Genomic DNA, 13660 nt, shown 5'->3' with positions numbered 1-13660 from the left:
GTGAGATTAATTATGTTGTGATATATAAAGCTCAAGGGTACGAATACCGCTATAAGCGATGAATTGATTGAGTTCTGTTTTATTAAAAATGCCAAATTCCGCATGTTCAGGTTTAGTTCTGTTTAACTCGGCGTAGATCTGACGCTTAATCACAGCAGGAATATTTGAGGCGAGATTAAACAAATGTTTATTCTGATGAAAACGCTGTAATTCCGTCTGCAAACGCCTGTGCTGAGTACGGGTTACAGGCTTTCTATTAAGGATTTTTCGCGCAATTAATGACATCTGCATCATGGCTGGAATAATAATTGGCTGCCGGAAACCAATACGTTCAAGATAATCACGAGATTTATTCAAAAATAGCTCTATAGATTCACCATGCTCTTCGTCCAATTCGTCGACTTTGTTAAGGATAAAAATAATAGAATCGTTGGTCGTCAGATTCACATTCTGTTTGATTTCCTGCAATAGACACTCATCATCACGAGTTGCAAGTTGGGTTGCGTTGAGTACATAGACTAGAAGTTTTTTGCCTGGTAGTGCGAGAGCGGTATTCAACAGTATTTTATGGCTCATATCTTGGCTGTTATTTGGACCTGGGGTATCGTAGATAGCTAGGGGACGTACAGTTTTGCGCAATCCCGCAATGCGGCAGCCAAGGTTGATGCTGCTAACCGCCTGATGATCGTTCCATTGACGCAATAGTTCACTGTATACGTTATCCGACTGCGCGTGAAGCTCTCCATAGACGGTATAACTTGCACCCTCAACCCGCTGGCGTAAATTACGATTAGGGATAATGCGGGTGAGCGTTGCAGTTGCAGCCTCGTTTGCTGAAAACAACAGATCATCTCCAAGAAGAGCATTAATCAGTGATGTTTTTCCCGCACTCATGGTTGCAGTAACAATGACGCTACAGTGTTGAGAGGCTGAAAAAGCTTTTACTGGCGATTTTGCTCTGTTGCGTTTTATTCCTGCCATTGACTATCCTTGTATTCCTAAATAATGACGCATAGTGGTTTCTAGTTCTTGTCGTAAACTTTCTGGCGAAACGATCCTCAGGTGGGGCAGCCAATATTGCACGATAGGTAAAACTTCGTTTTTATGTGAAATACGAGCGGAGATAATTAATCCTCCATCAGTCAGTTCTTTTTCTACTACTTGGCCGATGACTAAATCTCGGCGCTGAAAATATTCTGCAACCTCAGGTGAAACTTTGATGACAACTTCGAATTTAACCTCATTACTCCAGACGCTTTCTTCATTTTTCAAATCATTGAGTAGGATTCTGGATCGTTTAAAAATATCAAATGTGCAGTGTAGGGCTGAAATTTTGCTAAGGGTGAATTTCTTCATTTTTCCATTATGATTTGCTGCAAGATACCAGATGCCGCTATGGTTAATTAACTGATATGGTTCAACATGGTAGGTGTGGTGCTCTGCTCGTTTAAAGTAGCTAAAGTCAATGCGGCGACATTCACTAATTGCTTGCTGCAAACGTGTGAAATTCTCTGTTTGCTGTGCATTTTTAATATAACGATGTCCCATCACTAGGATGTTTTGCTCAGGTGTTGGATAAAAGACTGATTGTAGTATCTTCTTATCTAGTGCTGGAAATAATTCTTTAACACCAGCAACCTCAGCGAAAGTATCAATACTGGAGGCATCAAATTTACCTAGGTACTCGACACGTAAACTATAACTGCTCTTAACGGTATCTTTTTCGACGCCAGCGATAGCAAGGCGATCTTCAATGTCACGGCGAATAGTACGTGGATGAACCCCATATTCTTCTGCCAACCCGTTCAGCGTTAAAGTTTCACCGCGGTTAAATCGTAATAAGATGTCGGCCAGACGCGAGGCCAACAGAAGGTTCTTCTTGCCCATCACTTTTTCCTTGTGTGCTCTTATATTACTGAGCTTACCCCTTGCCGTTGACAGGTTATGTCATCAGTGAATAAAAAGTATTGATATGTTCAAGTTTCACAGGGATAGAGTTTGGTATCGGCATAAAAATAAAAAACTTGAGGATGTTAAGATCGCCCCTGTTTTGTGCAATCGTATACTTACTCCTGACCGGTACACGTCTTACCCCTTACCAGATAGTTTAGAGACCAATATTACAATAAATTTCAGATAGATATTATTCCCATGCACACCTCAATCTGTGGCGATTTTCAATACCCGCCACACTGTTTTGTCTGTCTGAGAAATTCTTATGCCCAACCACGAGAACCTGCGAGAGATACAGGCGTCGCTGTCAGTATTGCCCGATATCCTGCACCAGCGCGTCATTGATCACATTGAACAACTGATCCAATACGAACCCGTCATCGGCATCATGGGCAAGACCGGTGCGGGTAAATCCAGCCTGTGTAATGCACTATTTCAGGGGGACGTGTCCCCGGTCAGTAATAACAGCGCCTGTACCCGACACGCCCTTACGTTCCGGTTGTCATCGGGGCAACGCAGCATTCTGTTTGTTGATTTACCCGGAGTTGGTGAGAGTGAGGCGCGGGACCGTGACTATGCTGCGCTCTATCAGCATTGGTTGCCCCGCGTTGATATCGTGCTCTGGTTGCTCAAGGCCGATGACCGAGCGCTCTCCGTTGACCAGCATGTCTATCGCACCGTTATCGGTGAGCGCTACCGTGACAAGATACTGTTTGTCCTGAATCAGGTAGATAAGCTGGAGCCTTGCCACGAGTGGGGCTGGGACACACAGCAACCTTCACTCAATCAGTCCGGCAATATTTATGCCCGTCGCGTCGCCGTGCGTTCCACTTTCTTTCCCATCCATCCGGTCTGTGCCGTATCGGTAAAAACCGGCTGGGGCATGGCAGCAATGGTGGATACGCTGTTTCAGTGTTTACCGCCGAAGGCCAGCAGCCCGTTGTCAGCCCGGTTACAGCCCGACTGGCGTTCAGTGGCGATTGAGAGCCGGGCTCAGAATGATTTTGCCCAATCGGTCGGTGACGTACTTGATAGCATGATTGCGCTGCCTGCCGTCCCCGCACCGTTAAAAATGCTTATCGGCAGCCTCAAACAAACCATAGTGTCGCTCGCCCGCTCATTGTGGTCACTGCTGTTCTAGGCAACACCTAACCTTTTCATTCTCATCTGACCCTGTCGCTTTTGCGGCAGGGTTTTCGTTTATTCTTTTTCTGAGGAAATTCCTATGGTTCGTTTAGCTTCCCGCTTTGGTGCTGCCAATGTTATCCGTCGTGACCGGCCGTTAACACGCGATGAACTGTTCCGCGTGGTCCCCAGCGTGTTTAGTGAGGACAAACACGCGTCGCGCAGTGAATGCTACACCTGTATCCCGACCATTACCCTGCTGGATAATCTGCAACGTGAAGGATTCCAACCCTTCTTTGCCTGCCAGACCCGCGTCAGGGATATCGGCAAACGCGAACACACCAAACACATGTTACGCCTGCGTCGGGAAGGGCAAATCACCGGCCAGCAGGTGCCGGAGATTATCTTGCTGAACAGTCATGACGGCTCAAGTTCATATCAGATGCTGCCGGGGTTGTTTCGCAGTGTGTGCCAGAACGGCCTGATTTGTGGTGAATCGTTGGGTGAGGTTCGGGTGCCACATAAAGGTGATGTGGTTGAGCGGGTGATTGAAGGGGCTTATGAGGTACTGGATACCTTTGAACATATTGATGAGAAGCGGGATGCCATGCAGTCACTGTTGTTGCCGCCACCGGCTCAGGTAGCGCTGGCAAAGGCGGCACTGACCTATCGCTTTGGCGAAGACCACCAGCCGGTCACAGCAGCTCAGATACTGGCTCCACGCCGCTGGCAGGATGAGTCCAACGACCTGTGGACCACCTATCAACGGGTACAGGAGAACCTGATAAAAGGCGGGTTGACCGGTCGCTCCGTGCAGGGCAGGCAGGCCCGGACACGAGCAGTCAAAGGGATTGATGGCGATATCAAACTCAACCGGGCGCTGTGGGTGATGGCGGAAACCATGCTGGCACATGAACAAGGGCGTTTGCCAGTATGATAAACATTAACAGGGATTGCCAATACGGACACATCCTGTCCGCATAAATCCTCGGGATAGAACAAGAAAACGCAATTTTATCCAGCCAACCCGCGTGACACCTGCCTTACCTCTGAAATAAAAATATTTTTCATCGTGTCCATACCCTGACCATCCCCCTCGTTAAAGTATTCATATCTATTTTTAGTCAGTTAACTTTGTACGGAGATGAAATCATGCCTAAGGCAGAGCGTCGTTATGATCGTCTGGCTATCAGGTTGTCGTTGATCATCAGCCGTCTGTTGGCCGGAGAAACGTTAAATGTTAGTAAACTGGCCGCTGAATTTGGCGTGTCAGTACGTACTCTGCGCCGGGATTTCCGTGAGCGTCTGATGTATCTGGATTTGGAATATAACAGCGGAAATTGCCGACTGCTCACAGGGCATAACATTGTTCATCCTGATCAGGTAGCACTGACATTTGCCCGTCAATCCGGTGTCGCTGGTATGTTCCCAGACCTTGATAGTCGCCTGGTAAACATCCTGCTGGCTGGCAGTGATGATGCACCATGCCTTATCTGGCATGGTGTCCCGAATACAGCGACTACGTCACTGTCTGGTTCCTTCTATCGACTTGCCACCGCCATTACGGAGAAACAACGCGTATGCCTTTTAGCTGATGGTAATCGCTGTGAGAGGTTAGCCCCTTATCGCCTGATTCTATTGACTGGATGCTGGTATTTGACAGGAGAATATCAGGGGCGCATCGCAGTTTTTCCGCTAACGGATATACATGCTGTCACTTTCTCGAAAGAAACCTATACACGCAGTGAGGTGATTTATCGACTTACGGCAACCCCGAGTTTCATTACTGCGCTGCCACACTTTCGTTTTATCCGCGAAGTGATGTCAGCATTCGCTACTGTCTCTGCACCAGTAGCAGAAATTATCTGCCAGGAAAATGAAAGCTGAGACGATCCAATAATTACTAACGCGTTAACCAATCATTAAGCACAAAGGAGAAGACTATGGGATTTTGGGATGCAGCAGGAAAATTAGCCAAAGAGGCAGCAAAAGATGCATTAGGTAATGTTCGTGAAATGAAAGAAACCCACGAAAAACTGGATGGAAAAAGCAGTGCTGAGCTAAAGAAAATCATGAATGATGATGGTTTCTTTAGTAGTGCAACTGACATGGAAAAAAGGCTAGCGAGAAAAATCCTCCGGGATCGTGGCGACATTTAATTATTTCAATAGAGCTGATATTTCAGCTCTATTTAAGTTTAAGGAAACACGATGAATATCTATATCAGAAATACCCTCTGGGTTGCAATGTCTGCCCCATTTCTGAGTATTCCCCCCAGTTCGGCGAATAATATAAAAACAGCAAGCGAAGCATTACAATGTAAGATAAGCAGTGTTGGAAACACAATCCAAAATACCTGTCCTTACCCCTCAGAACTCTACAACAGCGATCCCCAGTATAAAAAGGATATCGATGCCAGTCTGGACAAGGTAGGCCTGAAGAATTTGATGGAAGATAACACACCGTTAGACGGTCCAGAAAGCCCATTATTTCCCATTGAAATAGCAGGGAAAATTTGGTTGAAGGGCTCGATGTGTGAAGCACATAATTGTGGTGAACATTATCTCAATTTTCTGTATCAACCTACAGAGCATCGCGTTTTAGGGTATTACTTTGGTGAGCGAAAAGGGTTCCTTGGTGAACCCGGAGAGGAGGAAAAGAAAATATTGTTTGCGGACGAAATCGAGAAAAAGGAGACCGCAAAGCGTATTGCGGAAGCGAATAAATCTGTTGCCAATAACAATCCAGATGCTCCGCCACCTAACAGTATCTGGGAATTTACTGATAAGAATGGATACACGCTCTGGCAAGCCTGTGGCGGTTCAAACAGCACATGTGTACTGATTGCTAGTGCAAAATTTCATGTTGCCGTTTTTAATCGGGTATCGAAGAGTGGTTGCTCTTTTGGTGATTTGTATATTGTAAATCGTGGCGATACTCAATCCTGGCAACAGTATGATACTGGGGTTTGCAGCCCTAATGCCTATATTACGAAAAGTAGCACATATGGGCTTACTAACGTTGATATTGGGATCAACGGCGCATTGGTTAAACGCTATCCAATCGGTGCGTGGTCCTTTAATAAGGAAAAACACGATCCTGTGTGGCTTAGAAACCGAAAGTATGGTGAAAATAACTCTTTTAGCAATCCAGATAATGAAAGTAAGAAATAGAAAGATAATTAGATCCACATATCGATGATATTTATCTCTATTAATTAAAATGCTGGAAAAACCAATGTATTATATCGGTAATGTTTTAACGGATTATAAAATATGTTAGCCGATAGATAAATCAGCTTCAATGATCTGTTGATTAAATACGTATATCTTCTTTTACTTTGGCTCCTGTTGCTTACGCAACAGGAGCCTTTATCTTTGATAAGGAAATGCATGAAATGCAACATGTCCAACGCTTTTCTATAGCACAGAGCCGAGAGCAGCGCATCATCCAGATGGCGCTGTGCCTGCTGGAAAAACGGGTGCGTAAAAATGCGCGGCAGTTCAAAACCTCGGAGGACACCAAAAGCTGGTTAATGCTGGAGCTCATTAGCCTGGAGCGCGAGGTCTTTATGGTGCTGTATCTGGATAACCAGCATCGCCTGATAGAAAAGGAAGTTATCGCGCTGGGTGGTATCAACAGCACCGAAGTGCATCCGCGTGAAATCCTCAAAGCCTCACTGCGTCATAACGCCGCTGCCGTGATACTGGCGCATAACCATCCTTCCGGCTGGGCCGAGCCCAGTCAGGCTGACCGTCATATCACCGACAAGTTGAAAGACGCGCTGTCACAGCTCGACGTCAGAGTCCTCGATCATCTGGTTGTCGGCGGCGCTGAGGTGGTGTCGTTTGCTGAACGCGGCTGGTTGTGATGATCACATTTACCATCGCACTTTTATAAGGAAACAATCATGCCATCATCGGATACCCCTGAATGGGGATTAAAATGTGCCATCACGCCGCGATTCGGAGCCAGACTGGTGCAAGAAGGTCACCGTCTGCATTATTTGGCAGACCGTGCCAGCGTTGTCGGTACGTTCAGCAAAACAGTAGCTCAAAGTCTGGAATGTTGCTTCCCTGAGCTGATTAAGCTGTTGGAGCAGAAGCTACGCACGGGTGAACTGAATCCCCGCCAGCAGGGCTGCATCATTCTGCATTGCAACGAATGGACCTGTGAAGCCGATACGCTGGGCAGTTTTGGTTATGTGTATATTGTTATTTATTCCTCTTCGGTAGCAGCAGAATAACCCGTTGCTTCTCTCCCCATTCTGAACATTTCCCTGATCTTATCGACTTAACCTGAGAGACAATTCCCATGCAAACATCACCTGCAATCCCGCCACGGGAGGATAATCCCTGTGCGTCGCCTATAGCCGTCTGGCAGCAACTTCTGACCTACCTGCTGGAAAAGCACTACGGCCTCACGCTGAACGATACGCCGCTCTGTGAGGAAAATGTGATTCAGGAGCATATCGATGCTGGCGTTACACTGGTCAATGCCGTGAATTTTCTGGTGGAAAAATATGAACTGGTGCGTATCGATCGCAACGGCTTTAACTGGCAGGAGCAATCGCCATTTCTTACCGCCGTTGATGTTCTCCGCGCCAGACGTGCTACCGGCTTGCTCAAGGTATAAAGATTGCGAGCCGCTTTCCAGTAATACCAAGCCAAATCTATTTATCCTCTTCCCCAATGCATAATGCGCCAGCCCTTAGCGGCTGGCGCATTTGCTTTTATGTATGGATCACAAACTATGCAAACTGAACCCGAGGTTTTAACCGAACACACCGAACTGATTTGCTCGACCAATATCGAACGCATCGTCACCGGACGTGATGCCGCTCTGCAACAGATAGAACAACTCCTCAAACAGCTACAGGCAATTTCAACACTCACGGCGACTATCGGCGGCGGCACTGCCGAAGACTGGGGTCTGAAGCAAGGGCACCGCTACGATTGCTGGCTGACAGAGACACCTGATAAAGCGATCCCAGCTATCACGCGCATGTTGGATCGCAATATCTGGCGTGACCTGATGCTGAAATCTGGCATGCTGTCGCTAATGGACGCCGAAGCACGCAGCCAGTGGCATAAAAATCTGGACGAGGGTGACCTACCGGCCATTAGCGAAACCAATATTCTCAGCACGTTTGAGCAACTTCATCGGAGTAAGCAGGAGGTATTCGAGCGCGGGGTCATCAACGTATTCAAGGGGCTGTCGTGGGATTACAAAACCAATCACCCTTGTTACTTCGGCAAGAAAATCATTATCAGCAATCTGGTGACATACAACCGTTGGGGCTTTGGTCTGAACTGGGGCTGGCGACGCGATCAACTGGCCGATCTGGAACGTATGCTGTATCTGTTAGATGGCAAATCGATCCCCGACAACCGAGGTGATATCACCATCCGTTTGATGGACCATATCCGTGATAATCCGCACAAGCAGGAATACGAGGATGAGTTCTTTAGTGTGCGTTACTTTCAGAAAGGCACCGGACATCTCACCTTTAGACGCCCCGACCTGATCGAGCAGATGAACGACATTATTGCCAAACACTATCCGGGGATGCTGGCGGCGAGGTAGCCATTTCCTTTCTTACTAGCGTGGTATTCATGCCTATTTCCTCCCCCAAAATTTGTTATTATTGCGGCAGATTAGCATTGGATTGCTAAAAGGAGCTGGTTTGTATGCCGATCCCTGAACGTCCCAAGATTTACCATATCCTTCACATTGATCGACTTCGTTCGATCATTGCCGAAGGGTTGTTGTCTGACGAGCAAATCTCGGTTCGTCATGGTGCCGGTACAATGATAGGTATGAGTAGCATTAAACAGCGTCGGCTCCATGAGTTGACGCTCACAAACCATCCCAATCTGTATGTGGGACAATGTGTGCCTTTTTATTTTTGTCCCCGCTCTGTCATGCTATACCTGATATACAGATCCAATCATCCAGAGTTGGCTTATCGTGGTGGTCAGGAGCCTATTTTGCATCTTGAAGCTGACCTCTATACAACCATGGCATGGGCGGAGCAACATCGACAACGCTGGGCGTTTACGTTATCTAATGCCGGTTCACTTTACTTCGAAGATCGTTGTCAACAATCCCAACTTGGAGAGTTGAATTGGGACGCGATACAAAGTAATCAGTGGAGCGGTGGCAATGGAACTAAAGAGGCGAAACAGGCTGAATTTTTGATTGAGCGCTGTTTCCCCTGGCATTTAATTGAGCGCATCGGTGTTCATTCACCTTTGATTTATCAGCAGGTTGCTAACATGATCCCGCTTGACGGGCACCGTCCCCCTGTTGAGGTGAAACGAGAATGGTACTACTGATGAGGATTTCATAATGATTGAATACAGACAGGGTGACATCCTCCAGGCAGAGACTGAGGCCATCATCAATACCGTGAATTGCGTCGGCGTAATGGGCCGGGGTATTGCATTGCAATTCAAAAACGCTTACCCGGATAACTTCAAAGCCTACGCGGCCTCCTGCAAAGCAAAACTCGTGGTGCCTGGCAAAATGTTCGTCTTTGAGACCGGACAGTTAACCAATCCGCGTTATATCATTAACTTTCCGACCAAACGTCACTGGAAAGGAAAAAGTCGCCTTGAAGATATCATTGCCGGATTGGACGATCTGGTCGCAGTGATCCGACAACATGATATTCGCTCTATTGCAATCCCGCCATTGGGGAGTGGCTTAGGCGGTCTGGACTGGCAAGATGTTAAGCCCTTGATTGAGTCAGCGGTTCAACCGCTTGAATCCGTACAGATTGCGATTTACGATCCCAGCGGCGCACCGTCATCGGAACGTATGGTTCATAAAACAGAAGTGCCAAAGATGACGGCAGGACGGGCTGCTCTGGTTGAACTGATGCAGCGTTATCTTAATGGATTGTTAGATCCGTTCATCTCTTTGCTCGAATTACATAAGCTGATGTATTTTATGCAGGAATCTGGAGAACCGTTACGTCTTAAGTACCAGAAAGCGCATTATGGGCCTTATGCGGAAAACCTTCGACATGTGCTTAACGCGATTGAAGGGCATATGATCTCTGGGTATTCAGATGGCGGTGATATGCCTGATAAGCGGCTCTCGCTGGTTCCCGGAGTGGCAGAAGAGGCAAAAACGTTTCTTGAACAGCAGGAAGAGACTTATCGCCGCTTTCAGAAAGTCTCGGATTTGGTGGAAGGCTTTGAGTCGCCTTTTGGTCTGGAACTACTTTCAACGGTTCACTGGACAATGCAATATGAATCATTGACGTCCCCTGAAGACGTTACTGATTTTATCTATGCCTGGAATGAGAGAAAACGGCAGTTTACACCGCGTCAGATATCTTTAGCGGTAGATACGTTGCATCGCAAGGGGTGGTTAACCTCTACCGTTGCTTAGATTTAGTCTTTGTTTAATGACTCGCATGGCTCTTGCTGTTCTGGGGACTCAGAGCCATGCCTCCTTATTTGTTACTTAATTTGTTACTTACCACCGAACTGAACTTTAACGACATTATTTGGCATTGATGCGGGTAGGTTAATGATTTCCTGTTGAATAAAATCACCCCAGCGTAGGAATAGCTTTTTCAGTTTGTCCGCTTGTTGCCCAACTTGATAAGTACGGATTAATCGATCTTTAGGAACGTGATTCAGCAGAAGCTCGATCAAGCGCTCTGGTGCATCCAAATATTCCGCACAACCCGTGGCAACGCTGCGACGCAAGTCATGAGGAGAGAAGGGCGCAAGTTCCGCGAGATATTTAGATCTCACACGCTCCAGAGCACGAGTCAGGGCATCACCAGTGATAGGAAATCCCGGTTTGCTGGTGGAGCCGAAAACATAAGCCCCTTCAGTGATCACTCGCTGTTCTTGAATAAGGGATAGGGCGTGGGGATGTAGTGTGACAATATGACTTTTGCCATTTTTTGTCGCTGGAATAGTCCAACGATCACCGTTGATTTGATCCCAGCGCATTTCTGCTGCTTCTGACCGACGAACACCGGTGAATATAATCAGACGAAGTGCATTCGCCACTGACAATGACATCACCACGCTGGATGCTATCCCGCGACCACCCGCAGCAACGGAACCTCCGCCAACAGAGGCTTCATTCAGCGCTTTCCAAAGCATATGGAGCTCATCTTGCGGTAACCAACGTTCACGCGGTTTACCCATTGATGCGCCAAACATGGCCGGTTTGAGCAAGCGAGTAGGGTTGTGCTCAATTAGCCCTTGCAACGTGGCATGATCAAGGGTCAGATTCAGGATGATTAACCCTTTGCGAACCCCTTCTGCACTGTCCTTTCTCACTCGGCGGAGATGCTCGAAAATGACAGAACGTGAAAGGTCGTTAACGCGCATATTACCCAAAGCCTTTTCGAGGTGGCGGCGATAGGTGCCTTTATAGTCGGTAATGGTACGAGTGCTGATGGGTTTGCTCTCTGTTCTGAATGCCAACCAGTTTTGCCACAAGTCAGCGAATATTGGCATTTGCTCGTTTTGCTGCTTCTCATTTTTTCTAGCATAACGAGGGTCAATGCCTTTTTTTACTAACTCAGCGGCTTCAGCATGGGCTTGACGAGCCTGGGCCAGACCCATCGCTGGGTAGCTACCCAATGTCAGCTTGATTTGCTTTTGTGCGATCCTGTAACGATAAATCCAGCTTTTACTTTCGCTGCCATGACGAACACGAATGTAGAGACCCCCGCCCGCTTTTGATTTGACTGAGACAACATTTTCTTTTTCTTCTTCAGTGACTGAAAGAGAGGCTAACTGTCGATCCTGAGTGATGATGATTGCCATAATAGGTCCTTTCTGGGGTACACTCTCGGGTACACACTTAGCATGATATCAGGGGAAACGACAGCGAACGAGTGGAAACCTAAATATTGATTAATACTCTGATTTTTAAAAATAAAGTATCAATATTTAAACAGGGAAAACAGAAGGAAACATCAGTCTATTGAGTTCGTAATGCGAAGGTCGTAGGTTCGACTCCTATTATCGGCACCATCCTACCTATTTTAACGTCTCCCTAAGTCTACTCAAACACCCTCTAAACCCTTATAATACGCGGTCTGACGGCCCTTATTGTCTCTGCTCGTCTACTCACGTTCACGGAAATCTACGGTGAGTTGGGGGCATCGCTGGGGGCATATCGTGTTCGGTCTAGAGGAGATGCCCCCAGATGAAGCTCAATGCCAGACAGGTCGAGACTGCCAAGCCCAAAGATAAACCCTACAAGATGGGTAGGATCAGATTTCTTCTTGTTCCAGAGGTGTATTATCGAACATGACGCACCCCGTAGCTTGTTGCCGAAACTGGTGATGAGAGTAATGTGCTTTTGTGATAGTGTACGTACCTATTACATTCATCATATTGAAAAAGGTACGTACATGTCAATGATAAAACGCGATACTAAGAAATCAACATCAGCAGGGAAATCACCGACTTTCCAGATACGCATCTCCCCTGATCTACGTGAACAGCTTGATGAGGTCGTAGCGACAGAAGGCGTCAGCTTAGGTAATTGGTTCAAGGAACTTGCACGCAAAGAGCTTCGCAAAAAGGGAATTGAGCCGAAGGGGTGATGATTTAGTTGGTTCGCAGAATAAACAACCAAGGGAATGGGTGATGGATAAAAGAACACTAATCTTAAAATCAGGGTTGACGGTCAGCGAGCTACTTCGTCTTAAAAATAACTATGTGTATGTCAAAAGCGATGATTTTAAATTTAATACCCCAACGAAGAAAGCTGAGTCCTTTGCAGACTATGTTTTTATCGTTACTCGTTTATGCTGGGAAGCAATGTATCTTCCTATCTTCATGAGCCTATTTTTTTCAATTTACGCTTACTATGATAGTGGCAATGTGATTGCCTTTGTCAAAACTTTTTTTATTATTTATTCGATATCGATTTTTTGTGTATTAAAAGTTGAGGCTAATCATTATAATATACATATGATTACGGTTTTAAAATTAATTAAATTTAAATTGATGGTTTTTTTTGCTAACTGATTTTATTTTAACGTTATTCATCGGCGATAGTGGTTAATCAGGAATTACTTGCATTATGAGTGAGGGATCGTGTAATGAATAAAAGAGCACTAATATTAAAATCAGGGTTGAGTGTAAGGGAATTACTTCGCCTGAAAAATAACTATGTTGACACTAAAAGTAAAGTTTACAGCAAAGAAACAAAAATAAAAGACATCGAACCCTTTTCTGATTACATCTTGTTTGTATCACGTTTATCTTGGAGAGGGATGTTAATACCTTTCCTTTTGCCACTATGTTTCGCTATTTATGATTATTATGAATATCGTATTATAATAAATAGTATTAAATTTTTTATGCTTATTTATGGAATTATGTTGTTATGCGTTTTTAAATCAAAGGGAGATTATTTTAAGGTGAAAATGATAACAATAGCTAAATTAATGTATCTCAGGGTTCGTGATGTTTTAAATTACCAAAAAAATATTTAAAATGGGAACGATTATAGAAATAACAACGCGGCGAGACATTGCTATTTCTAATTGATTGCTATTGGTTACCTAAATAGCTTTGCATATTACCGC

At 45.8% G+C, this 13660-nt stretch carries 17 protein-coding genes; 14 read left to right on the top strand and 3 right to left on the bottom strand.

Annotated features, from left to right (window positions below):
• Positions 1 to 6: 6 nt before the first annotated feature.
• Positions 7 to 981, bottom strand: coding sequence for a dynamin family protein (locus tag H0248_RS10710; RefSeq protein ID WP_180785918.1), 975 nt, complete (start codon positions 979 to 981; stop codon positions 7 to 9).
• A 3-nt stretch (positions 982 to 984) separates the two neighbouring features.
• Positions 985 to 1887 (bottom strand): helix-turn-helix transcriptional regulator, encoded by a 903-nt coding sequence (locus tag H0248_RS10705; RefSeq protein ID WP_180785917.1) that lies wholly within the window; start codon positions 1885 to 1887, stop codon positions 985 to 987.
• Positions 1888 to 2218: 331 nt separating this feature from the next.
• Here H0248_RS10705 and H0248_RS10700 point away from each other — a divergent pair, with 331 nt between their 5' ends.
• From H0248_RS10700 to darG, 11 genes are all read left to right on the top strand, one after another.
• Positions 2219 to 3094 carry a GTPase family protein gene (locus H0248_RS10700; protein ID WP_180785916.1) on the top strand — a complete coding sequence of 292 codons (876 nt, stop codon included), beginning with the start codon at positions 2219 to 2221 and terminating at the stop codon, positions 3092 to 3094.
• A gap of 84 nt (positions 3095 to 3178) precedes the next feature.
• Positions 3179 to 4015 (top strand): DUF932 domain-containing protein, encoded by an 837-nt coding sequence (locus H0248_RS10695; protein WP_180785915.1) that lies wholly within the window; start codon positions 3179 to 3181, stop codon positions 4013 to 4015.
• A gap of 215 nt (positions 4016 to 4230) precedes the next feature.
• Entirely contained in the window at positions 4231 to 4965 is a 735-nt protein-coding gene (locus tag H0248_RS10690; protein WP_180785914.1) for a helix-turn-helix transcriptional regulator, read from the top strand.
• A gap of 56 nt (positions 4966 to 5021) precedes the next feature.
• On the top strand, positions 5022 to 5237 hold the full coding sequence (locus tag H0248_RS10685) for a transposase (RefSeq protein ID WP_180785913.1): 216 nt from the start codon (positions 5022 to 5024) through the stop codon (positions 5235 to 5237).
• Positions 5238 to 5288: 51 nt separating this feature from the next.
• Positions 5289 to 6251, top strand: a complete 963-nt coding sequence (locus H0248_RS10680) for an Ivy family c-type lysozyme inhibitor (protein ID WP_180785912.1) — start codon at positions 5289 to 5291, stop codon at positions 6249 to 6251.
• A gap of 215 nt (positions 6252 to 6466) precedes the next feature.
• Positions 6467 to 6949, top strand: coding sequence for a RadC family protein (radC, locus tag H0248_RS10675; RefSeq protein WP_374705269.1), 483 nt, complete (start codon positions 6467 to 6469; stop codon positions 6947 to 6949).
• Between the two features lie 39 nt (positions 6950 to 6988).
• A complete protein-coding gene (locus H0248_RS10670) occupies positions 6989 to 7324 on the top strand; it encodes a type IV toxin-antitoxin system YeeU family antitoxin (RefSeq protein ID WP_180785910.1) in 336 nt (111 codons plus the stop codon).
• Positions 7325 to 7392: 68 nt separating this feature from the next.
• Positions 7393 to 7713 (top strand): TA system toxin CbtA family protein, encoded by a 321-nt coding sequence (locus H0248_RS10665; protein WP_180785909.1) that lies wholly within the window; start codon positions 7393 to 7395, stop codon positions 7711 to 7713.
• Between the two features lie 117 nt (positions 7714 to 7830).
• Positions 7831 to 8664, top strand: coding sequence for a DUF4942 domain-containing protein (locus tag H0248_RS10660; RefSeq protein ID WP_180785908.1), 834 nt, complete (start codon positions 7831 to 7833; stop codon positions 8662 to 8664).
• Between the two features lie 104 nt (positions 8665 to 8768).
• Positions 8769 to 9416 carry a type II toxin-antitoxin system toxin DNA ADP-ribosyl transferase DarT gene (darT, locus tag H0248_RS10655; protein WP_180785907.1) on the top strand — a complete coding sequence of 216 codons (648 nt, stop codon included), beginning with the start codon at positions 8769 to 8771 and terminating at the stop codon, positions 9414 to 9416.
• Positions 9417 to 9429: 13 nt separating this feature from the next.
• Positions 9430 to 10479, top strand: coding sequence for a type II toxin-antitoxin system antitoxin DNA ADP-ribosyl glycohydrolase DarG (darG, locus tag H0248_RS10650; RefSeq protein WP_180785906.1), 1050 nt, complete (start codon positions 9430 to 9432; stop codon positions 10477 to 10479).
• An 83-nt stretch (positions 10480 to 10562) separates the two neighbouring features.
• Here darG and H0248_RS10645 read toward each other — a convergent pair whose 3' ends face one another.
• A complete protein-coding gene (locus H0248_RS10645) occupies positions 10563 to 11882 on the bottom strand; it encodes a tyrosine-type recombinase/integrase (RefSeq protein WP_180785905.1) in 1320 nt (439 codons plus the stop codon).
• A 593-nt stretch (positions 11883 to 12475) separates the two neighbouring features.
• On the opposite strand from H0248_RS10645, the gene H0248_RS10640 reads away from it, so the two are divergent.
• The 3 genes from H0248_RS10640 (at position 12476) to H0248_RS10630 (ending at position 13567) form a co-directional block, all read left to right on the top strand.
• Complete coding sequence (locus H0248_RS10640; protein WP_039499580.1) at positions 12476 to 12670, top strand: hypothetical protein; 195 nt, start codon at positions 12476 to 12478, stop codon at positions 12668 to 12670.
• Between the two features lie 43 nt (positions 12671 to 12713).
• Positions 12714 to 13097, top strand: a complete 384-nt coding sequence (locus H0248_RS10635) for a hypothetical protein (RefSeq protein ID WP_180785904.1) — start codon at positions 12714 to 12716, stop codon at positions 13095 to 13097.
• Positions 13098 to 13171: 74 nt separating this feature from the next.
• On the top strand, positions 13172 to 13567 hold the full coding sequence (locus H0248_RS10630) for a hypothetical protein (RefSeq protein WP_180785903.1): 396 nt from the start codon (positions 13172 to 13174) through the stop codon (positions 13565 to 13567).
• Positions 13568 to 13660 lie beyond the last annotated feature (93 nt).

Origin of the sequence: Pectobacterium brasiliense (assembly GCF_013449685.1) — a bacterium.
GTDB classification, from domain to species: domain Bacteria; phylum Pseudomonadota; class Gammaproteobacteria; order Enterobacterales; family Enterobacteriaceae; genus Pectobacterium; species Pectobacterium brasiliense_A.
This window is presented reverse-complemented; position numbering and strand designations above follow the sequence as displayed.